The organism is Clostridium sp. BSD2780061688st1 H5 (assembly GCF_005845155.1).
Lineage (GTDB): Bacteria > Bacillota > Clostridia > Lachnospirales > Lachnospiraceae > Claveliimonas > Claveliimonas intestinigallinarum.
The window spans coordinates 1-26538 of sequence record NZ_SPGT01000031.1; the positions used below are offsets into that span (position 1 = coordinate 1).

Annotated in this window: 23 protein-coding genes and 1 pseudogene; 23 read left to right on the plus strand and 1 reads right to left on the minus strand. The window is 49.0% G+C overall.

Annotated features, from left to right (window positions below):
- Positions 1 to 165 precede the first annotated feature (165 nt).
- The 23 genes and pseudogenes from FGQ86_RS14465 to guaA all read left to right on the plus strand — a co-directional run bounded on the left by FGQ86_RS14465 (position 166) and on the right by guaA (position 25607).
- On the plus strand, positions 166 to 738 hold the full coding sequence (locus FGQ86_RS14465) for a hypothetical protein (RefSeq protein WP_138304829.1): 573 nt from the start codon (positions 166 to 168) through the stop codon (positions 736 to 738).
- Positions 739 to 882: 144 nt separating this feature from the next.
- Complete coding sequence (spoIIID, locus tag FGQ86_RS14470; protein ID WP_033125149.1) at positions 883 to 1137, plus strand: sporulation transcriptional regulator SpoIIID; 255 nt, start codon at positions 883 to 885, stop codon at positions 1135 to 1137.
- A 229-nt stretch (positions 1138 to 1366) separates the two neighbouring features.
- Positions 1367 to 2566 carry an RNA-binding domain-containing protein gene (locus FGQ86_RS14475; protein ID WP_138304831.1) on the plus strand — a complete coding sequence of 400 codons (1200 nt, stop codon included), beginning with the start codon at positions 1367 to 1369 and terminating at the stop codon, positions 2564 to 2566.
- Between the two features lie 67 nt (positions 2567 to 2633).
- Positions 2634 to 2780, plus strand: a pseudogene (locus FGQ86_RS14480) (sporulation transcriptional regulator SpoIIID); the annotation flags it as partial.
- 207 nt (positions 2781 to 2987) lie between these two features.
- The gene (locus FGQ86_RS14485) at positions 2988 to 4226 is read left to right on the plus strand and encodes an ammonium transporter (RefSeq protein WP_138304833.1); all 1239 of its coding nucleotides are present in this window, start codon (positions 2988 to 2990) and stop codon (positions 4224 to 4226) included.
- A 42-nt stretch (positions 4227 to 4268) separates the two neighbouring features.
- Complete coding sequence (locus tag FGQ86_RS14490) at positions 4269 to 4628, plus strand: P-II family nitrogen regulator (RefSeq protein WP_081957977.1); 360 nt, start codon at positions 4269 to 4271, stop codon at positions 4626 to 4628.
- 39 nt (positions 4629 to 4667) lie between these two features.
- The gene (locus tag FGQ86_RS14495; RefSeq protein WP_138304835.1) at positions 4668 to 6020 is read left to right on the plus strand and encodes a dicarboxylate/amino acid:cation symporter; all 1353 of its coding nucleotides are present in this window, start codon (positions 4668 to 4670) and stop codon (positions 6018 to 6020) included.
- 142 nt (positions 6021 to 6162) lie between these two features.
- Positions 6163 to 7329: an SLC13 family permease gene (locus FGQ86_RS14500; RefSeq protein WP_138304837.1), complete on the plus strand. Its 1167-nt coding sequence runs from the start codon at positions 6163 to 6165 to the stop codon at positions 7327 to 7329.
- A gap of 279 nt (positions 7330 to 7608) precedes the next feature.
- The gene (locus tag FGQ86_RS14505) at positions 7609 to 8877 is read left to right on the plus strand and encodes an L-serine ammonia-lyase, iron-sulfur-dependent, subunit alpha (protein WP_242842815.1); all 1269 of its coding nucleotides are present in this window, start codon (positions 7609 to 7611) and stop codon (positions 8875 to 8877) included.
- 35 nt (positions 8878 to 8912) lie between these two features.
- Positions 8913 to 10592: a sigma 54-interacting transcriptional regulator gene (locus tag FGQ86_RS14510; RefSeq protein WP_033125128.1), complete on the plus strand. Its 1680-nt coding sequence runs from the start codon at positions 8913 to 8915 to the stop codon at positions 10590 to 10592.
- A gap of 24 nt (positions 10593 to 10616) precedes the next feature.
- A complete protein-coding gene (locus FGQ86_RS14515; protein ID WP_033125129.1) occupies positions 10617 to 11675 on the plus strand; it encodes a uroporphyrinogen decarboxylase family protein in 1059 nt (352 codons plus the stop codon).
- Positions 11676 to 11703: 28 nt separating this feature from the next.
- The gene (locus FGQ86_RS14520) at positions 11704 to 12672 is read left to right on the plus strand and encodes a methionine ABC transporter ATP-binding protein (protein ID WP_033125130.1); all 969 of its coding nucleotides are present in this window, start codon (positions 11704 to 11706) and stop codon (positions 12670 to 12672) included.
- A gap of 46 nt (positions 12673 to 12718) precedes the next feature.
- Positions 12719 to 13375, plus strand: coding sequence for an ABC transporter permease subunit (locus FGQ86_RS14525; protein ID WP_033125131.1), 657 nt, complete (start codon positions 12719 to 12721; stop codon positions 13373 to 13375).
- Between the two features lie 20 nt (positions 13376 to 13395).
- A complete protein-coding gene (locus tag FGQ86_RS14530; protein ID WP_081957978.1) occupies positions 13396 to 14292 on the plus strand; it encodes a MetQ/NlpA family ABC transporter substrate-binding protein in 897 nt (298 codons plus the stop codon).
- A gap of 22 nt (positions 14293 to 14314) precedes the next feature.
- Positions 14315 to 14683 carry a tautomerase family protein gene (locus FGQ86_RS14535; protein WP_033125133.1) on the plus strand — a complete coding sequence of 123 codons (369 nt, stop codon included), beginning with the start codon at positions 14315 to 14317 and terminating at the stop codon, positions 14681 to 14683.
- A 14-nt stretch (positions 14684 to 14697) separates the two neighbouring features.
- On the plus strand, positions 14698 to 15900 hold the full coding sequence (locus FGQ86_RS14540) for an amidohydrolase (protein WP_171031584.1): 1203 nt from the start codon (positions 14698 to 14700) through the stop codon (positions 15898 to 15900).
- Between the two features lie 5 nt (positions 15901 to 15905).
- Complete coding sequence (locus FGQ86_RS14545) at positions 15906 to 16889, plus strand: aldo/keto reductase (protein WP_138304842.1); 984 nt, start codon at positions 15906 to 15908, stop codon at positions 16887 to 16889.
- Positions 16890 to 16909: 20 nt separating this feature from the next.
- The gene (locus FGQ86_RS16550) at positions 16910 to 17920 is read left to right on the plus strand and encodes a dihydroxyacetone kinase subunit DhaK (protein ID WP_243127291.1); all 1011 of its coding nucleotides are present in this window, start codon (positions 16910 to 16912) and stop codon (positions 17918 to 17920) included.
- Between the two features lie 17 nt (positions 17921 to 17937).
- Positions 17938 to 18573 (plus strand): dihydroxyacetone kinase subunit DhaL, encoded by a 636-nt coding sequence (gene dhaL / locus FGQ86_RS16555; RefSeq protein WP_033125137.1) that lies wholly within the window; start codon positions 17938 to 17940, stop codon positions 18571 to 18573.
- A 29-nt stretch (positions 18574 to 18602) separates the two neighbouring features.
- Positions 18603 to 19958, plus strand: coding sequence for an MATE family efflux transporter (locus tag FGQ86_RS14555; RefSeq protein WP_347562525.1), 1356 nt, complete (start codon positions 18603 to 18605; stop codon positions 19956 to 19958).
- 180 nt (positions 19959 to 20138) lie between these two features.
- Positions 20139 to 22547, plus strand: coding sequence for a glycoside hydrolase family 2 TIM barrel-domain containing protein (locus FGQ86_RS14560; protein WP_138304844.1), 2409 nt, complete (start codon positions 20139 to 20141; stop codon positions 22545 to 22547).
- A gap of 15 nt (positions 22548 to 22562) precedes the next feature.
- Positions 22563 to 23927 (plus strand): MATE family efflux transporter, encoded by a 1365-nt coding sequence (locus tag FGQ86_RS14565; RefSeq protein WP_243280248.1) that lies wholly within the window; start codon positions 22563 to 22565, stop codon positions 23925 to 23927.
- Positions 23928 to 24062: 135 nt separating this feature from the next.
- On the plus strand, positions 24063 to 25607 hold the full coding sequence (gene guaA / locus FGQ86_RS14570; RefSeq protein ID WP_138304846.1) for a glutamine-hydrolyzing GMP synthase: 1545 nt from the start codon (positions 24063 to 24065) through the stop codon (positions 25605 to 25607).
- A gap of 203 nt (positions 25608 to 25810) precedes the next feature.
- Here guaA and FGQ86_RS14575 read toward each other — a convergent pair whose 3' ends face one another.
- The gene (locus FGQ86_RS14575) at positions 25811 to 26323 is read right to left on the minus strand and encodes a helix-turn-helix transcriptional regulator (protein WP_138304848.1); all 513 of its coding nucleotides are present in this window, start codon (positions 26321 to 26323) and stop codon (positions 25811 to 25813) included.
- Between the last annotated feature and the right edge of the window lie 215 nt (positions 26324 to 26538).

The following is a 26538-nucleotide window of genomic DNA, read 5'->3' on the forward strand; positions in this document are numbered from 1 at the left end:
TAACAGCTTAAGCAACAAGATGGGTAATTCCTTACTGGCTGTAAGGGGTATTAACCATAAATATATTGTAGTAGAAAGGATAAAGCTTGAAAGAAGCAAACCGTTAGGATAAAAAAGGAAGTTATAGATCAAAAATGGAAAGGATTTTTAAAGAGTAATCCGGAAGTGTTATCTGAACTGGGCTGTGTGTCTAAGGAAGAGTTTATTACAAAACAGGATATCTTTGTCATCGGCCTGGCGGGTAAAAGCTTGCTGCCAAGGCTGGGACGAGAAAAAGAAGAAAAGCTGCCTATGGTATATGTCATGCGTGTCACTGACATATTAACATACGATGAATATTATGTAGATGGAAGATGCCAGAAGAAAATACCAAGGGAGTTTGATGTTCATGATGCAAACAATAATTCTAACATTGCTTACTGCGGAGATAATATTTATAGTGAGGGAAAACTTGCAGTAGAATCTTCATTTCATCATGAAAACGGTATTACAAATAAGAAAAATTTGAAAACGGATCTGTTTGGCGAATGTGTATTACTCTCCAGCCAGGGAAATTATATATATTACGGCCAGCACGCGGATGGAGAAACGGATATAGGGGAAGTATACAGGTATGCCGGTCATAAGAGGTTTTATTTTAACAATAATTCGGATGAAAATAAAAAGCTGAAGAACTTTATCAGTGGATTTGATGCGATTGAAAAAAAAGGGGATTATCGCACCGCCGATCAACAGTAAGATCAGAATGGAGGATATCATATAAAAGCTGTAATTTCCAGGAAGGATTACGAAGGCGATCATTGTACAGGATGATTTTGAAAGGAAAGCATGACTTTTTATTCCCCTGCATACATTGTAAAAAGAATGTATGCAGGGGTTTTTATGAAAGAGTATATTGAGGAGAGGGCAGTGGAGATCGCATGTTATATCATTGAACATAAGGCAACCGTGAGGCAGACGGCAAAGCAGTTTGGAGTCAGCAAATCAACGATACATAAAGATGTCACCGAGCGGCTCCTCCAGATCAATCCGTCCCTGGCCCGGGAAGCGCGGAAGGTGCTGGATATGAATAAATCGGAGCGGCATATCCGGGGAGGGATGGCTACGAGAGAGAAATATCTTCATCAACATGGGTAAAGGGATATGGTCATCCGGTACAAAGAAATGTGCCGGGTGATTTTTTGTATATTCTTGTGTTTGGACTATAAATCAGATAGAATTAGCTTTAGAAAGTTATTGTTTAGCTATAGGATTAGTCATAAAAAGTTATAGAATTAGTCATAGAAATTCATAGTTTAGTCATAGAATTAGCTATAGCAAGAAAGTACCAAAGGAATATGCAGATAATTGGAGAGGACAGAAGTATATGATTTATACAGATATTCAATTGAAAGAAAAAATCATACAAATGATAGAGTCGTTTGAAAGTGAAGTCGTTGAATTTAAAGAAGCGAAAACAAACTATTCATTTAATGATATTGGCAAATATTTTTCTGCGCTTAGCAATGAAGCAAATATCCGTGGCTTTCAGGAAGCGTGGCTGGTGTTTGGCATTTCTAATGACAAGAAATTTACAGGAACAGAATTCAGAAAACAAGGTGGGCTGCAGAGTCTGAAAAAGGAACTTGTAAATGGAACTAATGAACGGTTGACATTTTTGGAAATTTATGAATTGAGTATGCATAAATGTCGGATTATAGCATTTCAGATTCCTCCGGCAATCAGAGGCATTCCTACAACATGGCAGGGCGCTGCTTATGCGAGGGAGCATGAATCATTATGTCCGCTCCCAATGAATAAAGTTGACTTGATTAGAAGTCAGATTGGAATGGATTGGTCTAAAGAGATTGTCAAAGAAGCATCAGTGGAAGATTTGGATCCGGTTGCAGTAAAAAAAGCGAGAGAGCTATTTTCAAAACGACAGAGCGATAGGGGAAAAGCTCAGGAGATCTTAAGCAAGTTGTCGGACGTGGAAGTACTAAATAAAGCAGGAATTACGATTAAAGGGAAAATAACAAGGACGGCCTTACTTTTACTTGGGAAAAGTGAATCAGCTTATTTTTTCGATGGCTTTATTCCGAGAATAACATGGACGCTTTATAATGCGGATAATTCAGTTAAAGCATATGAACATTTTGACATGCCGATGCTGCTTGCTGTTGATAAAGTCTACAATAAAATACGAAATGAAAAATATCGATATATAGCAGGGCAGCAGACGTTGTTTCCAGACGAAGTAAATCAGTATGAGCCCGAGCTGATTAAAGAGATTATAAATAACTGTATTGCACACCAAGACTATCGCATGAGAGGGAAAATTAATGTAGAGGAATTTGAAGACAAGCTGGTTTTTATCAACGAAGGGGCATTTATACCTGAGACAATGGGAGAAGCAAGTAAACGGGAAATAATGGAAGTGTTGGAAAATGCATTGCCGGAGGTTTTGGATGAGGGGCAGAAGTCAAAAAAAGTATCGAATTTACTACAGGCAATGAAGAAAGAAGGATTAGTGGCTGCAGAAGGAAAAACACGGCACGCGAAATGGATCTTACAGCAGAAGGAGTGAATTCATTTTAAATTTTGCACATGAACAATTATATCCGAAATTTTTTATTCCTACCTTGACACGACCAGACGTGACCGACCGCCTTCTCCAGATCAACCCGGCCCTGGCGGCGGAGGCGAGGAAGATCCTGGATGTGAACAAGTCTGAGCGGCACATACGGGGCGGACTTGCCACCCGGGAAAAGTACAAGGGCATGCACCACCCGGCCTTGTGAATTTGACTGATAATCAAAGAGAAATCGGGAGATATTCTCTAATTTTTAACAAACTTGTTATTTAAAAAACGATTTTCCTTGATTTCAGGATTGCCATCTGCTAGACTTAGCCACAAGACAAAGACGCCTGACGGTGAGACGGTAAAACGCCTTCACCGGTCAGGCGTTTTTTCGTTTTAATCTAAAGGATACACGGGAGGTATTTTTATGGACACAGGAAACACTGGATTTATGATGGTCTGTGCGGCGCTTGTATTTATCATGACGCCGGGGCTGGCCTTTTTCTACGGCGGCCTGGTCAGAAGGAAAAATGTGGTCAACACCATGATGGCCTGTGTGGCGATCATGGGACTGTCCGTATTTATGTGGGTGCTCTTTGGCTATTCCCTTGCCTTTGGCAGCGATCACGGCGGGGTGATCGGGGATTTCGGATGGCTGGCGTTCAACGGCGTTGGCTGGGAGGCAGGCCCCTATTCAGACACGATCCCTCATCTTGTCTATGCGGGATTTCAGATGATGTTCGCTATGATCACACCGGCTCTAATCACCGGGGCTGTGGTGGGCAGGATGAAATTTAAGGCGCTGTTCGCGTTTATTGCCCTCTGGTCGGTCATCGTCTACTATCCGATGGCCCACATGGTGTGGGGACAGGGAGGCTTTCTCGCTTCCATCGGCTCTGTGGACTTTGCGGGAGGAAATGTGGTACACATCAGCTCCGGCGTGAGCGCCCTGGTGCTGGCCATTTACCTTGGAAGGCGCAAAGGCTACGAGAAGACATCCTACCGCATCCACAATATCCCCTTTGTGGTGCTGGGTGCGTCTCTGCTCTGGTTCGGATGGTATGGATTTAACGCGGGAAGCGCGCTGGCAGCAGACGGTCTGGCGGCCCATGCGTTTATGACCACGTCCGTGTCCGCGGCAACGGCTCTTCTGTCCTGGATGCTCATTGACACGGTAAAGGAGGGCAAGCCCACACTGGTAGGCGCCTGTACAGGTCTCGTGGTGGGACTGGTGGCCATCACGCCGGGAGCCGGATTTGTGCCTATCTGGTCTGCGTTTATCATCGGCGCTCTTGTGAGCCCTATCTGCTACTTCATGATCAATCTGATCAAACACAAACTGAAGATCGACGACTCTCTGGACGCCTTTGGCTGCCACGGTATCGGCGGTATCTGGGGCGGCATAGCCACCGGACTGTTCGGTCAGAGCTCCATCAACTCTGTAGCACAATGGAATGGCCTGGTGTTTGGCGAGACAGGACTGTTTATCGCGCAGGTCATCAGTATTATTGTCACCATAGCAGTTGCGGTGGTCGGCTCACTGATCTGTATCGGCATTATCCGCATTTTCACCAGACTCAGGGTGGATGAGAAGGATGAGATGATCGGACTTGACGTGACCCAGCACGGGGAAAATGCTTACCCGTCCTTCAATGGTTTTGACTAAAAGGAAATATTTTTGATAAGAGCATGAGGAGGAAGAAAATATATGCTGATCAAAGTGGAAGCAATTGTCAGAGAGGAAAAATTTGAGGAAGTGAAGGACGCCCTCAACCAGATAGAGGTCAACGGTATCACTGTGTCCCAGGTCATGGGGTGCGGCGCCCAGCGTGGGTATAAGGAAGTGGTCCGGGGATCGGAGATCGACATTTTCCTTCAGCCCAAAATTAAATTTGAGATTGTCGTGTCCTCGGAGGAGTGGGAGAAGAAAGTGATTGACACCATCCAGAAGGCAGCCTTCACCGGGGACGTGGGAGATGGAAAGATCTTCAGCTATGAGATCAGGAGTGTCATGAAGATCCGGACAAAGGAGACCGGATACGACGCGGTGCAATCGCAGTTTGAGTAAAGATTTTAAAAGATAAATAGAAAAGGGAGTAAAAACGAAATGGATAAAACAGAGAACAAGAAAAAAATGTCCGTTGTTCAAAAGATGATCATCGCCCTGGTCGGCGGACTTGTAGTCGGACTGATCTTCATGTTTATCCGCAGCTCTATGCTGGACTCCGGAAATGAAGGCACATGGGACATTATCAACAAGATCCTGTTCCAGGATATCACAGCAGCTGACGGAACCGCGGCGCTTGGTCTTTTCTACATCATCGGACAGCTCTTTATGAGGGGCCTGCAGGCGGCCATCGTACCGCTGGTGCTCTGCTCCCTGAGCCTTGCCATGTGCAGTATCTCCAGCTCCTCCAAGCTGGGAAGGATCGCAGGGCGCACAGTCCTTGGCTTTGTCTGCTTTTACATCGTGGGCGCCTTCTTTGGAGGACTTGTGGCTTACGCTATGAAGACAGCCGGACTTTTCAATGTAAAGCTGCCTTCCGAGGCGGTTACAGACGCGGCCACCATCGACCAGTTCAACCCGCTGGCCACCATCGTGACAGCCGTTCCGTCCAACATCGTCGAGTCCATGAGCAGCAACAACAGCATCCTGGCGGTTGTGGTAGTGGCCATCGTCATCGGCCTTTGCATGAACGTGCTGGGAGAGAAGACAGATCCCCTGAAGCATGTGCTGGAGGCGGGAAGCGAGGTCATCAACTTCTACCTGACCTTCCTCATCAACAAGGTGGGCCCTGTGGCTATCTTCTGCCTGGTATCCCGTACCTTCGCCATCTACGGCGCTGAGTACCTGGCGCCGGCGGCGGCCTACATCGTGGGAGCTATGCTGACCCTGTTCGTTCTTGTTGTGACCATCTACCCCATCGGTATCTGGCTGACAACAAGGCTGAACCCCTTCAAGTTTATCAAGAAGATCGCCAAGGTAGGCGTGTTTGGATTTTCCACAAACTCCTCCGCGGCGACCCTGCCCCTGAACACAAAGACAAACCTGGAGGAGCTGGGCTGCAGCAACGAGATCACCAGCTTCGTGCTTCCGACAGGTATGACTATCAACATGAACGGAACCACCGTTATGCACATGTTCGCAGTGACCTTTATCGCCACAAGCGCGGGCATCGACGTGACACCGGCCAACCTGGTCGTTGTGGCCTTCCTCTCCATCTGCGCGGCCATGGGCTGCCCGGCTATCCCGATCGCAGGAACGACCCTGATCGTGACCATTCTCTCCGGTATGGGCTGGACCTCCGATCTGTGTATGATCGCCTACGCCCTTGTCGTAGCTATCAACCGTCCTGTTGAGATGGCGCTCCTGCCTCTGAACGTAATCGGCGACGCTGCCACAAACGTCATCGTAAACGCCAAGGAAAAAGAGATCAATCTGGACGTATACAACAGCTAAACAAACCAATTCTTTTAAATCGATCCCTTTAAATAGATGTTGCGTGAAAGAGAGACAGAATTTATAATAGAAAACGGCCCGCCGGGAGACGGCGGGCTGTTTTTGCGCCTCGGAAAATTATTCGGGGCAGGGAGAAAGAGAAATGGCGAAAAAGATTTTAAAAAATATCCTGAAAAAAGAAACGGTATTCTGTGTGTCCCTTCTGCTGGCGGTCCTGTCCGCCTTTTTTGTGCGGCCGGACGGGGTCTATCTGACTTACCCGGACTGGCGCACCATTGCGCTGCTGTTCTGTCTCATGATCCTTGTGGCGGGGCTCAGGTCTAAAGGCGTGTTTACACTGATGGGACACGCCCTCCTCAGGAGAGCGGGGAGTCTGCGGGCGCTGTCTGCTATCATGGTGCTGCTCTGCTTTTTTTCCAGCATGATCATCACCAACGATGTGACACTGCTTACCTTTGTCCCCTTTACGATGCTGGTGTTCCGCATGACCGGCCACGAGGACCGGATCGTGAAGCTGGTGGTGCTGGAGACCATTGGGGCCAATCTGGGGAGCATGGCCACCCCCATTGGCAATCCCCAGAACCTGTACCTGTATTCCATCTCAGACCTCACGGCAGGCGGGTTTGCGGGGGCGGTTCTCCCTTACGCGGGGCTGTCGCTTCTGCTTCTTCTGGCTGCTGTGCTTGCGGGGAAGGATGAGCCTTTAATGGAAGTGGAGATGGAGAAGAAGACGGAAAAGCATACTGAGAAGACGGAGAAGGGGAGTGGAAGGGGCAAGCTGGTGATGGAGATCCTTCCTTTCCTGGTTCTCCTGCTGCTCTGCCTTCTGGTGGTGTTTCGGGTGCTGCCCTATATTCCGGTTCTCCTCTGCGTGGCAGTGGCCGTGGCGGTACTGAACCGGAGGCTGTACCTGGAGGTGGACTATTTTCTCCTCTTTACCTTCCTCTTTTTCTTCATTTTTGTGGGGAATCTGAAGCGGATCCCACTCGTCAGCGAGGCCCTGATCTCCGCTGTAAAGGGGCGGGAGCTGTTGACGGGCGTGCTGGCCAGCCAGGTCATGAGCAATGTGCCGGCGGCCATCCTTCTGTCGGGATTTACGGACCGGATCCAGCCCCTCCTGACAGGGGTCAATCTGGGAGGGCTGGGGACGCTGATCGCATCCCTGGCCAGTCTCATTTCCTACAAGATCGTGACAAGAGAGTATCCCCGGAGCAGGGGGAGGTTTCTGAAGGTGTTTACATTCTGGAACATTTTGTTTCTTGCGTTGCTGCTTCTGGAGGCGTTGCTCCTGGGCGGGATGCAGGGATAATATTTTTTACGGACAGTCGGCTCGCCGGCTGTTTTTTTTTGTTCAAATCAGGGATGGATTGAGAGAAAATTGTGCTAAAAATGTAAAAAAATTCCAAAATAATTCAAAGAAAAGCATAAAATATACAATAGTGAGACAAAAATGAGACAAAAAATCATGAAATATTGACAAAATAGATAAATACGTCATAATTATAGTATAAAACAACAGAAAAGATTGAAAAAATAACCAAAATGTGTCTCAAAAATAAACAAATGAGACACGGAGAGGAGGAAAAGAGTGAAGGTGCAGAGGAATGAAAATGAAGCGCTTTATACACGGATATTGAGGGAAGAGCTTCAAATGGCACTGGGATGTACAGAGCCTGTAACGATAGCCTTTGCTTCTGCGTACGCCCGTAAGCTTCTAGGAACAATGCCCGATAGGATTGAGGCGCTCTGCTCTGGAAATATCATAAAAAATGTGAAGGCCGTTACAGTCCCTGAGACAGATGGAAGAAAGGGCATAGAGGCGGCAGTGTTGATTGGAGCTATAGGAGGAAATCCTGAAAAGGGAATGAAGGTTCTGGAAGATATTACAGAAGCTGACAGGCGGATGCTGGACATATTGTATCAGAAGAATATTGTTAGTGTAAAGCTTTTGGATACAGAACATGTACTGCACGTAGTAATTCATGCTTTCTCCGGAGAAAATAATGTGAGTGTGGAGATTCTGGACTCTCACACAGAGCTTGGGGAGGTAGTGGTAAACGGAAAAGTTTTCCATCAGCGTCAGAGAAAACAGGATGAAGAAATATCCAGGGAATTTATGAATGTCAGAGATATTGTGAGCTATGCGGATCATGTGCCGCTGGATCAGGTCAGAGACGTTCTCGAGGCGCAGATAGAGTGTAATACCAAAATTGCGGAAGAAGGAATGAAAAACAGATGGGGGTCTGAGGTCGGAAAGCGGACGGAAGGATTGAACTTTTTCCCGTTTTCAGAAATATGCTCCGGTGCTTCTGCGGGAAGTGACGCCCGGATGAACGGCTGCCCTCTGCCGGTTGTGATTAATAGCGGAAGCGGGAATCAGGGAATCACAGCCTCTGTTCCGGTTATCCTGTATGCCCGGGAAAAAGGGATTGAGGAGGAAAGAATTCTGAGAGCCCTCTGCGTGTCAAATCTTATAACGATACATCAGAAGACAGGGATCGGAAAGCTGTCAGCCTTCTGTGGGGTTGTCAGTGCTGCTGCCGGGGCGGTGTGTGGAATTGCTTATTTAAACGGTGAGACAGTTGAGACAATTTTGGAGATTATAGTCAACTCAACAGCAACCTGTGGAGGGATGATCTGTGACGGAGCAAAATCCAGCTGTGCGGCAAAGATAGCGACTGCGCTTTACAGCGCGTTCCTGGGATATGAGCTGGCAAAGAATAAGACAAGCTTCCGGGCCGGGGAAGGAATTGTAGCAGATGACGCCGAACAGACGATCGCAAATATAGGCAGAGTTGCATCGAAAGGAATGAGAAGCACGGACAGAGAGATTTTAGAGATTATGCTCGGACAATAGGAGGGATGATTTGACTGATAAGGAGATGACAGCGAATGGAACTGATTGCGTTGAAGGATGAAATAAAGCAGCTGGCTTATACACTGAAAAGACTTCTTGACACAGACATTATTGTGGTGGACAAGCATATGAACAGGGTGATTAATACATTTGAATATCATCAGGCTCCAATTGGGATAAAAGTGAATTCGGTTGTCGGGAATATTATTGTCACTGCGAGGGAAAAGGTGGTAAAAGACCGGAGGTGTTCAGAGGAATGTAAAAAATGTCCGGAATACGAACAGTGCGAGATAGGAAGTATAGCTGGCGTGCCCATTATGGAAGGGAAAAGCTGTGCGGGTGTCATTGCCATTCTGGTGAGACCGAGGCTAGATGGAAGGATGAAGTGGACTCTTGAGGATGCGGTGGATTTCCTGCGTCAGATGGCGGAAATGATATCAGGGAAAATACAGAGGAATTATCTTCAGGAGCTGGCGGCGAGTATTGACAAATCCGCTAACGGACTTCTGGATAAAGTGCAGGAGCCAATAGTTGTCTTTGATGAGAATAGAAGAATATGCTTTGCGAATCAAAAATTTCAGGAGTTTTTCCTGGAGGAGGGGGAGGCGGCGCAGGGTTATCCTTTGGATGAATGTCTGGAAAGAAGGAGTATGTATAAGCGGCAGAAAGAGCAGGGATACACTGTAGGGGCAAGATTTTTTAAAGAGACAAGCGGAATTCTCAGGCTTGCGTCAGAACAGAAAAATGAGTTGGAGGAAGAGACAGAAAAGACGGCCTTTTTTTTTGAGTATGTTGATGTGGCATTTATGAAAAAGAAGCAGGCCAGGATGTTCAAGCTTCCGGAATGGATCGATCTGTACTTTTCAGACAGCGATGCTATGAGGCCCGCGAAGGAAGCCGCGAAGCAGGCCGCGTATAATGAGCTTTCCATGTTGATCGAGGGGATGCGTAAAGAAGAAAATGATGAGATTGCGAAAATGTTCCTTCTGAAGTACGCCGCGGACGGCGGAGGAATCCTGGAGGTAGAATGTGGAAAGATTGAGAGGATTCTGGAACAGGAGCTTTTCGGAGTACCGGGGAAATTTCAGGGCAGTGTAGTCATGGCGGGAGGAAGAGCCCTTGGCCTGTACTCCATAGAGAAGCTGCCCCTTTATCTTCAGAAAAAGCTGGTAGAATATCTGACTCTTCTTCAGGCAAAGGAGGGATATGGAGAAAATATACGTCTCATAACGACTTCAGAGACAAAGCTTGAAGAATATGTAAAAAGAGGATTGTTTTTGGAGGAGCTGTATTATTACGTCTCGCAAAATCACATTAGAATGACAGACATTGTCGAAAACAGAGAGGATTTGAAATTTTATTTCAGGCGCTATCTAGACTATTACAGCCGCGTATATCACAGTACGAGCTGGAAAGGGGACGATACGATAATTGGTTATCTTGCGGAATGTGAATGGCCTGAGGGCAGACAGTCCATACGGACGTTTTCAGAGATCGTTATCAGAAATACAGTGAAAAGCAAGATTACCCTGGAGGAAGTGAAGAGGCTTCAATTTAAATATGGGTTTAAAAAGGCGGAAAAAGGAGGGAAGTGCGATCCAGACAAAATAAGAGAGCTGCTGCTGTACAGCGAAAAAAGCAAAAAGGATATTGCGAAGGAGCTGGGAATAGGGAGAGCCACCCTTTATCGCTGGATGAGCAAGTATGATATCTGATAGAAAATAAAAGAGGAGAGAGGTATGGGTATTATGACAGGAGAAGAAAGAATCAGGGCACTGACAGAAGGAGGAAGGATTGACAGGACACCAGTAGGTGGCTGGTATCATATGCCGCTGGTAGATAAGAACGTAACAGACTTTACGAGGATGCTTATCGCTTCTACAGATTTTAATCATTGGGATTTTATCAAGATCATGACCAACGGGAACTACTATACAGAGGCGTTTGGGGGAAAGATACAGCCTTCCACAGTGGCGACCCAGTGGTGCGGAAAAATCGAAAAATATCCGATTGAGTCGGCGGAGGACGCCGCAAAGCTCCCGGTTTTAGATGTGGATAATCCTGTGTTTGACAGGGAGCTGAAGGTTTTAAAAAATCTGAAGCGGCATTACGGGGATAGCATACCGCTGATTGCTACGATTTTTAATCCGCTGACTGCCGTTCAGGAGTGTGCGGGCTGTCTGGATCCTGGACCAATCAAAAAAATGATGAAGGAGGATCCGGAAGCACTGCACAAAGCGTTGAGGGCGATGACAAAAACCAATCAGAATTATTTGGACGCGCTGTTTGATGAGAGGATTGACGGTATTTTTCTGGCAAACCAGTATGCCATGTCTCATATTCTGACGGAGCAGGAATATGACGAGTTCTGTGAACCGTACGAGAGACAGATCATTGAGTACTGTAAAGGGAAAACCTGGTTCAATATGATACATGCCCACGGAAATGCCAACCTACGTATGGACAGATATTACGGATACGGCAATGACGTCGTGCAGGCGCTGAACTGGGAGAACTGTCCGGCTGACACGAAAGAAGAGGACATTACAAGGATTGCGGATGTGCGGCAGAGGACAGACAAGGTTATCATAGCCGGTATTGATCAGGATCATGACTTCCTGACTGCGAACAATGACAGAGAGGAAGTTAAGGCAAGGCTGGTTGCGAGGTTTAGGACAGCGCTAAAAGAGAATGGAGACAACCGGTTTGTGTTTGCTCCCGGCTGTGCGCTTCTCCCGGGAGGAACATATCTGAACAGTCTGATCTATGAGGTGGCGGAAGAGTATGGCAGGAGCTGAAAGCCGATACAAGAAAGAGGTGATCTGATTGATAGAGATTAAAGATTTATGCAAGAAATTTGGCGACACGCCTGTATTGGAAGGAATCAATGTGACGATTGAGGATGGAGACATTTATGGGCTTGTGGGGGTCAGCGGAGCCGGGAAATCCACGCTGCTCAGATGTATTAATGGCCTGCTTCCCTTTGAGGAAGGCAGTCTGATAGTAGACGGTATTGACATCAAGACACTGAGAGGCAAAAAGCTTCGGGAATTTCGTTCTAATGTAGGGATGATTTTTCAGCAGTTTTCCCTCCTTGAGAGGATGAACGTGATGGACAATGTCTGCCTTCCTATGCGGTGCCTGAAATATAATAAGAAGGAGATGCAGAAGAGGGCGTTGGAGAATCTGGAGCTGGTGGGAATGGCGGAGAGAGTCAAAGCTCTGCCAAGAGAGCTGAGCGGTGGTCAGAAGCAGAGAGTGGCTATCGCCAGAGCCATGGCTCTGAATCCTAAGATTCTGCTTTGCGATGAGGCCACCTCAGCCCTGGATCCGAATATTACCCAGTCCATTCTGGAGCTGCTGAAGGAGATCAACAGGAAGTCAGGGATTACGATCGTAGTTGTCACACACCAGATGGAGGTTGTGAAGAATATCTGTAATAAGATGACGATCCTGAGCCATGGCAAGCTTACAATCAGCGGAGAGGTGAAGGACATTTTCCTGAATCATCCGGAGACGTTACAGGAGGTACTGGGAAAGAGTACCGAATTTCCGAGAAAAGAAGGGAAGATCTATCTGGAGATACAGCAGGGAATCGAAGGAGAAAAATCAACAGAGTACATTCTCTCTGAGCTGGCAGTACAGGCAGGAGTCAATTTTAATGTTGTGTGGGGCGGGATGGACAGATACCGCAGCAGCGTAGCTGGAAATATCGTTCTGGAGTTTCCGGCTGAGGAGAAGGACAAGGCTCAACAGTACCTGGACAAGAGACAGATTTACTGGAGAGCTCGATAAACAAGGAAAGGAGAAATGGTGAGGGAATCATCATGTGTAAAACGTTATGAGTATGGACAGATTAGTATTTGATATTTTGCTTCCCGGGCTGGAGGAGACGATGATCATGTTTCTGGCCTCCTGTGTAACCTGTGTCATCATCGGACTGGTTCTGGCAATTCTGCTTGTGACGACCAATCCATATGGGCTGAGACCAAACAGGCTGGTGTACGGTATTGTCAGCACGATTATCAATGTGCTCCGGTCGATCCCTTTTCTGATTCTTATCATTGCCATTATCCCTCTCACAAGGGCAGTGTGCGGAACAATTATCGGAACCGAGGCAGCCATATTTGGAATTACCATTGCCGCGTCTCCGCAGGTGGCAAGGCTTCTGGAGAGCAGCTTTAAGGAAGTAAATCCCGCACTGATCGAAGCGGCTAAATCCTTTGGGGCCAATGATCTTCAGATTACTTTTTACATCATTATAAAGGAAGCAATTCCTTCCGCTGTCACCAATGTTACATTGGCCATCGTATCCATCCTGGGCTTTACGGCCATGGCAGGAGTTGTGGGAGCCGGAGGCCTTGGTGCAGTGGCGCTCACATATGGTTATCAGAACTTTGATGATCTGGTAATGTACAGTACGGTTGTTGTGCTGATCATTTTGGTACAGATTATCCAGTGGGTGGGTAATTTGACATATGCAAAAGTAAAAAAATAAAAAAGAAGGGAGACAACATTATGAAAAAACGAACAAGAGTAGTAGCAGCGTTACTTGCGGGTTCAATGGTATTTGCTTTGACAGCGTGCGGGAGCAGCGGCGGCAGCGATTCGCAGGGCGAGGAAAAACAGAAGATCACTGTAGGCGTTCTTGCAAGGGACGAAGAGATCATTAACTGGATCGCGGATCAGCTTTCGGACAAATACGATATCGAAGCGCAGGTGTATTCAGAAACCGTATCCGTTATGCAGGCTGCCGCGGAAGGGGAAAATGAGCTGAATTACGTGGCAAATATTCCCTATCTGGAGTCCTACAACGAGAGCTACGGAAGTGATCTGATCTATTACAAGGATCAGGTGACAAACAGTCCCGTGTACGTGATCAGTCAGAAATATGAAAATATAGAGGATCTGCCGGACGGAGCATCTGTGGCAGTGGCAAACGATAGCTCTAACCGGAAAAGGGAGCTGAATATCCTTGTGGAGCAGGGACTGATCAAGCTGGATGAATCCGCAGAAAATCCGACAGTGCTGGATGTGACATCCAATCCCAAAAATCTGAATTTAATGGAGATTGACGCAAGAAGCCGTGTAGGGGCGCTGCCTGATCTGGATGCGGAGACTATGCCAGCCATGACCTTCTATCAGATGGATCAGGAAACCATAGACAGCTGTTATATCATTGCGTCTGAGTCAAATCAGGCATGCGCGGATCAGGGCGGACAGGGGTTCTGCTGCCTGAAGGAAAATGAGGATTCACAGTGGATGGAAGACATCTGGGAGACAGCATGCTCAGAGGAATTTGCCGACTGGCTGACAGAGACATATGGCGATGCAAGAATCCCTACCGGATACTGGTTACAGAGCGGACAGCTCAGCTATAAGAATCCAGTATTTGATGTTCCGGACATCTATTAATTGAAAGAGAGGAGAAAATCATATGGCAACTGTTATTGTATCTACAAGTCTGCAGTTTACAGAAGAGGAAAGCAGAGAATTTGTAAAGGTGATCGGAGATGCGGCCGTAAAGGCGTTTCGTCTTCCGGAGACACTCAGAGACGTTTATTTATACCCAATTCCGGAGTGCTGTAATACACCGCACGAGGGCGGACAGATTACTTTCTTTATCTATACAGCCCCGGGAAAGCCTGTTGAGTATAAGAGAGATATGGTACAGGGAATACAAAAAACGGTGGATGACTTTTTTAAGGGCAGGAAAGTAAACACGGTGGTTATTATTAAAGAGCATCCGGATGAGAATGTGGGAGCAGGAGGTGTCCTGAGATTGGATGCTAATGCGGGAAAATAAGGAGAGGTACGGATTTGAGAAAACAGATAAGGGAATATGCAAAAAAAATAAGACCTGAAGTAACAGAATGGTTCCATTATCTGCACACACATCCGGAGCTGGGATTCTGTGAGGAAAATACGGCGGCCTTTGCGGAGAATATACTGAAAACCCACACAGATATGGAAATCCGCCGCATAGGGAAGATCGGGATAGCAGCTGTCATGCGGACAGGGGCTCCCGGGCCTGTGCTGGCCTTCAGGGCAGACATGGATGCGCTTCCTATACAGGAGAATCCAGACCACAGCCCCTGTTCTGTCAATCCCGGAGTGATGCACGCCTGTGGTCATGACGGACATACGGCTACCCTGCTGGGAGCGGCTGTCATTCTGAATCAGATGAGGGATGAGCTGGGAGGAGAGATCCGGCTCATCTTTCAGCCAGCAGAGGAAGTACAGCCGGGTGGCGCGAAGATGATCGAAGAAAGCAATATACTGGAAGGAGTGGATCGGATTTTCGGACTGCATTACAGTATTGACGAGGAGGTGGGATTTTTTTCTGTCCGCCCCGGAGCAAATTTTGCAGCCAATTATAAATTTGATATCCGACTTACAGGAAAGGAGGGGCATGCTGCCTTTCCTCATCTCGCTCAGGATATGATCCTGGCAGGAGCGGAGCTGACGTGCATGCTGAACAGGATTGTATCGAGGAAAATCGATCCCATGTCTTCCGCGCTTCTCAGCGTGACACAGATTCATGGCGGCACGACCTACAACAGCCTTCCGGAGGAGATCCATATCGGAGGTACGCTTCGCTTTCATGATGAAAAGTGCAGAGACATTCTGATAGAGAACATGGAAAACACGGTGAAATGTATTGGTGAAATGTATGAAGCAGATACGGAGATAGCTGTAGAAGAAGGCTGCGGTCCCCTCTGTAATGAGGCAGGGACAGAAAAGGCGGTAGAAGAGATCCTGTCCCGCCATTTTGGAAGGGAGCATATTCTGGATCACCCGCCTGTTATGGGATGCGAGGATTTTTCAGAATATCTGAAAAAAAGAAAAGGGTGCTATTTCCGGGTGGGAGCCAGATACACAGAGGAAGACGGAACTGTATACCCCACTCATAACAGCGGATTCCGGCTGAATGAGGAGGCTCTCGTATATGGAGTGGAGAGCATTGTAAGTATTCTGACAGAGATGCCGCAATATCTAAAAAAAGCTAAACGAAAGGAGTGAACATTATGAAATATATGGAGATTGGACGATCCGGAATTAAAGCATCCGTCATTACGATGGGAGCTATGGGAATCGGCGGAGGGACATGGTGGAGAAATTCGGATGATGACGAGTCCGTCAGGACAATCCACAGGGCCTTGGAGCTCGGAATCAACACTATTGACACAGCGCCGGTATACGGATTTGGACACAGTGAAGAGGTGATTGGAAAAGCAATAAAAGGAAGGCGTTCTGAGTATATCATTGCCACAAAGTGCGGCCTGTGGTGGGACGATGATGAGGGAAGCTTCCGGTTTGAGAAGGATGGACATCGGGTTACGCGAAACCTTACCTCCCATGCTATCAGGACTGAGATAGAAAGAAGTCTTAAAAGGCTGGGGACAGATTACATTGACATCTACTATACCCATAATCCGGCATGCCCTCCGGTCATGACTCCGGTGGAAGAGACAGTAGGCACATTGATGGAGCTGAAAAAGGAGGGGAAGATCAGGGCAATAGGATCCTCCAATATGACGCCGGATGAGATCCGCGCGTATACCTCCTGTGGAGAGATTGATATCATACAGGGGCATTACAGTATGCTGGACCGCTCTGCAGAGAAGGAGATCATTCCGCTCTGCCGCGAACTGGGACTTTCCTTCCATGGATATATGCCTCTTGAAAGAGGGCTTTTGACAGGAAAAACAAAAGCGGATTACAAAGTGCAGCCGGGAGACGCAAGAGAAGACTCTCCATTGTGGAAGCCGGATAAGTTTCCGGAGGTACTTGGATTTGTGGACGGCCTGAAGGATATCTGCGAGAAATATCACTGTACGCAGCCCCAGCTTGCCGTGGCATTTCTGCTTGCCAGAGGTTCAGATATAAATGTGATCTGCGGCGCGCGCAGAGTATTTCAGATAGAAGACACAGCGCTGGCGGCAGATGTGGAGCTGGACGAGAGCGATGTGAAGGAGATACTGGATCGAATGGAAAAGATTGGCCTGTAGGCTCACGCGGAGGTACGGCAATGAAAAAAATTTTAAATGAAGATACGAGTAAAGTGGTGGAGGAAATGCTCTCCGGGTATTTGAAAGCATATGAGAGATACTATGATAGAGTGGGAGAGTGTAATGCATATCTCGCAAAGAGGAGAAGAAGAGATAAAGTTGCTCTGATCATCGGAGGAGGAAGCGGACATGAGCCTATGTTTGGAGGCTTTGTGGGGGAAGGGCTTGCGGACGGCGTAGCCTGCGGAAATATTTTTGCGTCTCCCAATCCTCAGTTGATCACGGAGACCGCCAAAGCTGCTGAGCAGGGGAAAGGTGTTCTGTTTGTATACGGCTGCTATGCGGGAGACAATATGAATTTTGATATGGCCGAGGAGATGTGCGACTTTGAGGATATAAAGACGGCTCATGTGCGCGTGAGAGATGACTGCGTTTCAGCTCCCAGGGAACGGTGGAAGGACAGAAGAGGCATTGCCGGGATGGCTTACGTTATAAAGGTCGCCGGCGCTGCGTGTGATGCCGGCCTGGAGCTGGAAGAGGCGGTCAGGGTGACGGAAAAGGCAAGAGACAGCATTGCGACTATTGGTGTGGCTACAAGTCCGGGCGCTATACCTGGAAACGAAAAGCCTGCCTTTGAGCTGGGAGAGGACGAGATTGAGTTCGGCATGGGGATCCATGGGGAGGCCGGGATTGAAAGGACAAAGATGCAGCCTGCTGACAAGCTGGTAGATCGAATGTACGCGGAATTGAAGAGTGAACTGAATTTGAGAGAAGGCGATGAAACGGCAGTTCTTGTAAACGGGCTTGGGTCCACGCCTCTTCTGGAGCTGGACGTAGTCTACAACGAACTTCGGAAGCATCTTGATATGGATGGAATAAAGGTTTTTGACTCTGAGATCAAGACGTGGTGTACCTGTCAGGAGATGGGAGGATTTTCCATCAGCATCCTGAGATTGGATGAGGAGCTGAAAAAGTATTACAGTGCTCCCTGCTTTTCGCCTTATTACGCCAGAGAAGCGCTGAAGTATTGATTGGAGGAACGAGATAAATGAAGAGCATTGCGATAGAACAGACGAGAGAAATGCTCTGTGAAGTATGCAGGGCGGTTATCGGGCAGAAGCCTTATCTCACAGAGGTTGACAGCAAGATTGGTGACGGAGACCACGGAATCGGCATGGCGGGAGGTATGGAGAAGGCGGAAAAGGCTCTTACAGACAAAACAGACTTTGACAGTGTGAATGAAGTTTTCAAGACAATGGGGATGGCGATGCTGAATTCAATGGGCGGAGCCTCAGGAGTTATCTTTGGAACCATGTTCCTGGGAGGAATCAAAGGTAAAGAGAAGATGACCGAACTGACCTGTGAGAATTTTCCGCAGATTATGAGAGATGCACTGGAGGCTGTGAAAAAAAGAGGCCAGGCGCAGCGAGGAGATAAGACGATGGTGGATGCCTTTGAGCCTGCTGTGGAGGCTATGGAAGAAAACAGGAATAGTCTGGAGGAAATGCTGGAGAAGGCTGCCAACGCGGCAGAGCAGGGTATGGAGGACACGAAAAAATATGTTGCCAAATTCGGACGTGCCAAATCTCTCATGGAACGTTCTGTTGGGTATCAGGATGCCGGGGCTACATCCGTTGCTATTATTTTTAAGGCTATGAAAGACTATGTAGAAAAGGCGGACTGAAGTCTGCGTGCGGGAAAGCCGGGAAGAATTTGAAAGGGAAGAAACTGTCAGAAAATATCTTGTTTGACAACTATATGCTGGCAGCTCTGATCATTCCCCTCGTCGCAGAGCAGATGCTGGCAGTGCTGGTGGGGATGGCAGACAGTATTATGGTGGCGGAGGTAGGAGAGGAAGCAGTATCGGGGGTATCCCTTGTGGATACGATTATGGTGCTTCTTAACAATGCGTTTTCAGCGCTGGCAGCAGGCGGGGCAGTTGTTGCGGGACAGCTTCTGGGACATGGGCGAAGAAATGAGGCCCAGAAGGCTGCGGATCAGCTGGTGCGGGTTGTCACGATCTGTGCAGTCATAACTACAACACTGATTTATATAGGCAGAAATTGGATTTTGTGTGAACTTTTTGGACAGATTGATCGGGGAGTTATGAGACATGCGGAGACGTATCTTCTGATCGTGGCGGCCTCCATTCCCTTTGTTGCACTATACAATGGCGGAGCTGCAATATTCCGAATTATCGGAGCAGCCCAGGCTCCTATGTATGTATCTCTTATCATGAATGTTATAAATATCTCCGGAAATGCTATGTTCATTTATGGCTTTCACCGGGGAACAGAAGGTGTGGCAGTTCCTACTCTGTTTTCCAGGATCGTGGGGGCTCTCCTCATCGTGATTCTTCTGCAGAACAAAAAGAGAGAGTTGCATCTCAATATTTTCTCTAAGTGCGTGCCTGACAGAGTGATGATATGTAAGATATTGAGTATTGGAATCCCAAACGGGCTGGAAAACGGAATGTTCCAGCTGGGGAAAATTATAGTTCTCAGTCTGATATCCACATTTGGGACTTATGCAATTGCGGCAAATGCAGTTGCCAATATTATTGGATCCTTTCAGGTGCTGCCAGGGATGGCGATTACTCTGGCAGTAAATACTGTGATTGCCAGATGCGTGGGGGCGGGAGACTATATTCAGGTGAGATATTTCACGGGAAAGCTGATGAAAATTACATATATCTGCCTGTTTATCATAAACCTTCTTATTGTTTTGCTTCTACCATTTATTTTGGAGGCATATCATCTTTCGGACAGGACAGAACAAGTGGCATCGGTTATTGTTGTTTTTTATGCCTTCTTTACAGTAATGATTTGGCCGGCGGCATTCACGGTTCCTGCCGTTTTGCGGGCTGCAGGAGACGCCAGAGTCTGTCTTGCGATTTCTGTTGTATCTATGTGGATGTTCAGGATTATTTTCAGCTATATCCTGGCAAGAGCTACTGATTGGGGAATATATGGAGTATGGGTGGCAATGATTATTGACTGGATTGTGAGGAGTATCTGTTTTGCTTTGAGATATTTCAGCGGCAGATGGAAACAAAAAGCGGTTGTATAGGGAAAGGCAGAAAAAAGCTGCCGGGGCATTATATGAAAGGCCCCGGCAGCCTTTTTTGCCTGAAGTCCTCTCGGCATGATGCGTATAGCAGGTTGTTTTGGCTTCTTGTAATATTCCTTTGTATAAGCTATCATATCTAATGAAGAAAATCGACAGTCAAACTCACAAAGGAGGGACAACATGCGCTATCAGATCAACCACAACTGGTACTTTACACAGCACTATACCGGAAGTCTGAACAGCATGCCGTCTGAGAGGCTGGAGGAGCTGGAGAGGGTTCAGCTTCCCCATACAGTGAAGATGCTTCCTCTGCGCTACTGCAACGAGAAGGATTATCAGATGGTAAGCGCTTACATAAAAGAACTGGACATTCCCAGAGACTGGGAGGGAAAATCCGTCGCGCTGACACTGGAGGGCGCTGCCCACCAGGCGGAGGTGTACTGCAACGGAAAATCCGCCGGCGTCCACGGGTGCGGATACACAGCCTTTGAGGTGGAGCTCTCGGGGCTTTTGCGGTACGGCCAGACAAACCGGATCGTGGTCAAGGTGGACAGCCGGGAAACTTTGGATATCCCGCCCTTTGGCTATGTGGTGGACTATCTGACCTACGGAGGCATTTACCGCCCGGTCTACCTGGAGGTGAAGGAGAAAATTCATTTTCGGGATGTCTTTGTCATGCCGGATGACAGAAAGCATCTGGAGGTAAAGCTGGAGGCGGAGGGAGCCCGGGGCTGCCAGATCCGGGCCCGTGTGCTGGGAGAGGACGGCGAGATCTTCGCCCGGCTGGAGGAGCAGGGCTTCCAGGATCATTTCCACATGCATGTGCCCCGGGCAGGGCTTTGGGATACGGAGCATCCCCGGCTCTACACGCTGCACCTGGAGCTCCTGAAATTCGGGAATGTCAAGGATACAGAGGAAGTCCGCTTTGGCTTCCGGAGGATCGAGATGAAGCCGGACGGATGCTGGCTGAATGGGAACCGGGTGAAAATACGGGGACTGAACCGGCACCAGAGCTGGCCCTATATGGGCTATGCGGCGCCGGCCAGAGCGCAGAGACTGGATGCGGACATCCTGAAATATGAGCTGGGCTGCAATGCGGTGCGCACCAGCCATTATCCCCAGAGTCATGCTTTTATCGACCGGTGCGATGAGCTGGGGCTTCTGGTCTTCACGGAAATCCCCGGCTGGCAGCACATTGGCGGGGAAGAGTGGAAGGAGCAGGCTGTGAGAAATACGGAGGAAATGATCCGCCAGTACCGGAACCATCCCAGCATTTTCATGTGGGGCGTCCGGATCAATGAGAGCCAGGACGATGACGGACTCTACCAAAGAACCGTAGAGACGGCCCGCGGCCTGGATCCAACCAGGCCAACGGGCGGCGTGCGCTATCTGAAAAAGAGCCACTTGCTGGAGGACGTATACACCTACAATGACTTCAGCCACACAGGGGATAATCCGGGCTGTGATGCCAAGGCGGCAGTGACGCCGGATATGGAGAAGGCCTACTTTATCACAGAGTACAATGGGCACATGTTCCCCACAAAGGCATTTGACGATGAGGAGCACAGGAAGGAGCACGCCATGCGCCACGTCCGGGTACTGGACAGCGCGGCCTCCCATGCGGATATCGGCGGCACCTTCGGGTGGTGTATGTTTGACTACAACACCCACAAGGATTTTGGCAGCGGGGACAAAATCTGCTATCATGGCGTCCTGGATATGTTCCGCAACCCCAAGCTGGCGGCCAGCGTCTACGCCTCCTGCCAGGAGGATCGGCCGGTGCTTGCGGTCAGCAGCACCATGAGTATCGGGGACCACCCGGCGGGCCAGATCGGCGAGGTGGCGGTCTTTACCAACGGGGATAGGGTGCGTCTCTATAAAAATGATGCCCTGGCAGGAGAGTATTTTCCCACCAGGAAATATCCTCATCTTTCCCATCCGCCGGTGCTGATCGGGGGAGATTCGCCAGCAGAGCGGACTGCGCCCGGGGCTGATGCCAGCCAGGCAAAGACATCCGGGACAGACGGAGGCCGAGCAGAGGCGGGACAGGCAGACGAGAGGCGGAGCGGCGGCCTGACAGGCTGGCTTCGCAGGCTGTATGAGGCCGTGCTCGGAAGGAAAGAGCAACCGGAAATGGCTGTGAACGGCGAGGCTTCATCGCAGGAGGAGACCGACGAATACATGGGCAGCTGGGGCGTGGAGACAGCTGTGTGGAGGTTCCAGGCCCTGCGGGGCGATCAGGTCATCCGGACAGTCACCATCTCGCCGGTGGAGAAGATCCATCTGGAGGGCATCTGCGACACAGATGTGCTCACGGACGATGACACATGGGACATGGCCACCATCCGGCTGCGGGCTGTGGACCAGAACGGCAATCTGGCTCCCTACGCCCACGATGTGCTACGGTTTGAGACGGAGGGATGCATTGAGCTGGAGGGTCCTGCTCTGGCAGCTCTCGAGGGAGGCATGTCAGGTTGCTATGTCCGCACCAGAGGGGAAGAGGGAACCGGAAGCCTGACGGTGTACCGGGGAGAAGAAAAAGAGCTGATCTTTGCGTTTGATGTAAAGGCTCACAGAGATAAGCTTTAGAAGGCTGGGGGAACGTTGAAGATAAGAACAGAAGAAACAGATAAGAAACAGTATATTTTTGATAACAGGGCATTGACGGCTCTTATCATTCCGCTGATCATTGAACAGATGCTGGCAGTCCTTGTGGGAATGGCGGACAGTATCATGGTGGCCAGTGTGGGGGAGGCGGCTGTGTCCGGGGTCTCTCTTGTGGACAATATCATGGTGCTGCTCATCAATGTGTTTGCCGCCCTGGGAACCGGCGGCGCCGTGGTGGCAGGCCAGTATCTGGGACAGCAGAGGAAGGAGAAGGCCTGCCAGGCGGCGGAGCAGCTTGTCTGGTTCATCACCGTGTGCGCCGTGGTCATTACCCTTCTCATCTACGCCTGTAAATACTGGATCCTGCACGGTGTTTTCGGCCAGATCGAGGCGGATGTCATGGGACATGCGGACACCTACCTGATGATCGTGACCGCCTCCATCCCCTTTATCGCTCTCTACAACGGCGGGGCGGCCATTTTCCGTACCATGGGAAATTCCGAGATTTCCATGAGGGTTTCCATTGTTATGAATGTCATCAACATTTCCGGAAACGCCATTTTGATCTACGGCTTTCACAGGGGGACAGAGGGCGTGGCTATCCCCACGCTGGTGTCCAGGATGACGGCGGCCATACTCATCATGATCCTGCTGGCGGACCGGCGGCGCGCCATCTATGTGAGACCCTCCCGCGGATACCGGCCCGACTGGGATATGATACGTAAAATATTGGGTATCGGCGTGCCAAACGGGTTGGAGAACAGCATGTTCCAGCTCGGGAAGATCATCGTGCTGAGCCTTGTCTCCACCTTTGGCACCTACGCCATCGCGGCCAACGCGGTGTCCAATGTGATTGCCTCCTTCCAGGTGCTGCCCGGCATGGCTATCGCTCTGGCAGTGACGACGGTGATCGCCAGGTGCGTGGGTGCCGGGGACTACGGGCAGGTGAAATACTACACGAAAAAGCTCCTGTGCATCACCTACGCCTGCATGGTGGTCACCAACGTGATCATTGTGCTGGCTCTGCCATTGATCCTGAAGGCCTATAATCTGTCCAGCCAGACAGCGGAGGTGACAGCGGACATTGTCATTTTCTATGCCGTGTGCTGCGTGCTGATCTGGCCGCTGGCCTTTACTATACCGGCCACCTTCCGGGCCTCCGGGGATGCCAGGATGTGCATGGTCATCTCCGTTGTGTCCATGTGGATCTTCCGCATTATTTTCAGCTATATACTGGGGAAATATATGGGTATGGGAGTGTTCGGCGTGTGGGTGGCTATGATCATCGACTGGGTGGTGCGGAGCATCTGCTTTATCGCCCGGTATTTCAGCGGGAAATGGAAGCACCAGGCTTTGACCTAGCCGACCAGACCGTCTGCCGGAGAAAAAACGGTTTGCGGCTGCCGGACAAAATGTCGGTTTTTGTTGCCAACAGAGCCCTGCTACTTTATAATAGAACTATTCCATTGAGGAAAAAAATACGAGGAGGAACAAGCGGTGAAAAGAGAATTAGTCATTGTACTGGATTTCGGCGGTCAGTACAACCAGCTCGTGGCGCGCCGCGTCCGCGAGAGCAATGTGTACTGTGAAATCTATTCTTACAGGACCGATATCGAGACCATCAAAAGTAAAAATCCCAAAGGGATCATTTTGACCGGCGGTCCCAACAGCTGCTATCTGGAAGACTCACCTACCTATTCCAGAGAGCTTTTTGAACTGGGCATCCCGGTTCTCGGACTTTGCTACGGCGCACAGCTTATGATGCATGTGCTGGGCGGAAAGGTAGAGCGCGCTGCTGTGCGCGAATATGGAAAGACGGAAGTGATGGTGGACCGCAGCTCCAAGTTGTTTGAAAATGTATCCGAGAATACAGTGTGCTGGATGAGCCATTTCGATTACATTTCCCAGGTGGCTCCGGGATTCCGTATCACGGCCCACACAGCTGACTGCCCTGTGGCGGCAGCGGAAAATGAAGAGCAGAAGCTGTATGCCATCCAGTTCCACCCGGAGGTGCTCCACACCCAGGAGGGGACAAAGATGCTCTATAATTTCGTTCGCGGCGTCTGTGGGTGCTGCGGCGACTGGAGAATGGACTCCTTTGTGGAGAGCTCCATTGAGGCGATCCGCGAAAAAGTCGGGGACGGCAAGGTGCTCCTGGCTCTGTCAGGCGGCGTTGACTCCTCTGTGGCAGCAGGCCTTCTGTCAAGAGCCATCGGCAAACAGCTCACCTGCGTATTTGTAGACCACGGCCTTCTCCGCAAGAACGAGGGAGACGAGGTGGAGGCGGTCTTCGGACCGGAGGGTAACTTTGACCTGAACTTTATCCGGGTCAACGCCCAGGAGCGCTACTACAACAAGCTGGCAGGCGTGACCGAGCCGGAGCAGAAGCGCAAGATCATCGGCGAAGAGTTTATCCGTGTGTTCGAGGAGGAAGCAAAGAAGATCGGCGCAGTGGATTTCCTGGCCCAGGGCACCATCTACCCGGATGTGGTGGAGAGCGGCCTTGGCGGCGAGTCCGCAGTGATCAAATCTCACCACAACGTAGGCGGGCTCCCGGATTATGTAGATTTTAAGGAAATTATCGAGCCGCTCCGCGACCTGTTCAAGGACGAGGTCCGCAAGGCAGGCCTTGAGCTTGGCATTCCGGAGGAGCTTGTGTTCCGTCAGCCCTTCCCGGGCCCGGGACTTGGCATCCGCATCATCGGTGAGGTGACAGCTGAGAAGGTCCGCATCGTCCAGGATGCAGACGCCATCTACCGCGAGGAGATCGCAAAGGCCGGCCTGGATAAGGAGATCAACCAGTATTTCGCGGCCCTGACTAACATGCGCTCTGTCGGTGTCATGGGTGACGAGAGAACCTACGACTATGCCGTGGCCCTGCGTGCGGTGAAGACCATCGACTTCATGACAGCCGAGGCAGCTGAGATCCCATTTGAGGTGCTGCAGAAGGTGATGAGCAGGATCATCAATGAGGTCAAGGGAGTTAATCGGGTATTCTATGATCTGACGAGTAAGCCGCCCGGAACAATCGAATTTGAGTAAGTAAAAGAATTTGAGAACCCGCATAAACAGGGCGTTTGAAGCCTATCAAGGTTCTATTTGATAACAAAATGATAACACTGGCTGAAAAGCATTTATTTACTTTTCGCCGGAGGTTATCAGGTAAAATCCAACTGAAACCAATAGAAAAGGTCTTACTGAATTGAGTGAAATCAATTTGGTAAGACCTTTTTTGTTGGCTTTTTTTAATCTGTAGTATTTTCAGCTTTTCGCTTTTCACGCAGAGCGTCCAGATCCCGGCGGGTCTGTTCCCACTCCATTTTTGGATAGGTATAACGCCATTGATCATATTGCTCTTTGGTGATCTCGCCGGACTCCATTTTCTCTGCCTGCTGATACCATGCGTTAAACATATCCCACATACTATGGTAGGTCATTCCTGCGTCCTTGTCCAACCGGAGGCAGAGTTCGCCGTCCAGTTTTCCAATTTTCAGACCACGTGTATCTTCCAGTGTAAAGAGAGTGTGCATAAGTCCAATATCTGTGTCAATATCGGGAACATTCAAAGCGTTTGGCGATACTTCAAAGATCTGTGCCAATGCGTTTAAATATTTTTCTTTTGGGCTGCGAGCGCCTTTTTCATACTGGGCGATACGGACGTCTGCCTGAGAGTCGCTAAAACCCAGAAGTTTACCCAGATATTTCTGCGTAAAGCCACGGAGTAGACGGAAATAATGGATTCTTTCGCCAATAGCCATAATCATGCTCTCCTATCTGTTTTTTGATAGGTTGAGTATAACATAAAAGTATAGAAATAATCAAGAAAACCAATACAAAAAAGTATAGAAATTTCTGTAAAACCGCTTGACCAATACAGAAAAGTATAGAATAAATAAGAAAGTCTAACTATTAAAAGTCAAGACCTAAAATGAATATTTTGTATGAATTGCAGAAATGCATTTCAAATAAATCA

What these genes read in the sequence shown, in the direction of transcription:
- FGQ86_RS14490 (WP_081957977.1), top strand. Translation starts at nt 4,269, where the DNA reads ATGCTGATCAAAGTGGAAGCAATTGTCAGAGAGGAAAAATTTGAGGAA.
- FGQ86_RS14475 (WP_138304831.1), top strand. Translation starts at nt 1,367, where the DNA reads ATGATTTATACAGATATTCAATTGAAAGAAAAAATCATACAAATGATA.
- FGQ86_RS14500 (WP_138304837.1), top strand. Translation starts at nt 6,163, where the DNA reads ATGGCGAAAAAGATTTTAAAAAATATCCTGAAAAAAGAAACGGTATTC.
- FGQ86_RS14510 (WP_033125128.1), top strand. Translation starts at nt 8,913, where the DNA reads ATGGAACTGATTGCGTTGAAGGATGAAATAAAGCAGCTGGCTTATACA.
- FGQ86_RS14575 (WP_138304848.1), bottom strand. Translation starts at nt 26,323, where the DNA reads ATGGCTATTGGCGAAAGAATCCATTATTTCCGTCTACTCCGTGGCTTT.
- FGQ86_RS14485 (WP_138304833.1), top strand. Translation starts at nt 2,988, where the DNA reads ATGGACACAGGAAACACTGGATTTATGATGGTCTGTGCGGCGCTTGTA.
- FGQ86_RS14545 (WP_138304842.1), top strand. Translation starts at nt 15,906, where the DNA reads ATGAAATATATGGAGATTGGACGATCCGGAATTAAAGCATCCGTCATT.
- FGQ86_RS14495 (WP_138304835.1), top strand. Translation starts at nt 4,668, where the DNA reads ATGGATAAAACAGAGAACAAGAAAAAAATGTCCGTTGTTCAAAAGATG.
- FGQ86_RS16550 (WP_243127291.1), top strand. Translation starts at nt 16,910, where the DNA reads ATGAAAAAAATTTTAAATGAAGATACGAGTAAAGTGGTGGAGGAAATG.
- FGQ86_RS14530 (WP_081957978.1), top strand. Translation starts at nt 13,396, where the DNA reads ATGAAAAAACGAACAAGAGTAGTAGCAGCGTTACTTGCGGGTTCAATG.
- spoIIID (WP_033125149.1), top strand. Translation starts at nt 883, where the DNA reads ATGAAAGAGTATATTGAGGAGAGGGCAGTGGAGATCGCATGTTATATC.
- FGQ86_RS14535 (WP_033125133.1), top strand. Translation starts at nt 14,315, where the DNA reads ATGGCAACTGTTATTGTATCTACAAGTCTGCAGTTTACAGAAGAGGAA.
- FGQ86_RS14525 (WP_033125131.1), top strand. Translation starts at nt 12,719, where the DNA reads ATGAGTATGGACAGATTAGTATTTGATATTTTGCTTCCCGGGCTGGAG.
- dhaL (WP_033125137.1), top strand. Translation starts at nt 17,938, where the DNA reads ATGAAGAGCATTGCGATAGAACAGACGAGAGAAATGCTCTGTGAAGTA.
- FGQ86_RS14515 (WP_033125129.1), top strand. Translation starts at nt 10,617, where the DNA reads ATGGGTATTATGACAGGAGAAGAAAGAATCAGGGCACTGACAGAAGGA.
- FGQ86_RS14560 (WP_138304844.1), top strand. Translation starts at nt 20,139, where the DNA reads ATGCGCTATCAGATCAACCACAACTGGTACTTTACACAGCACTATACC.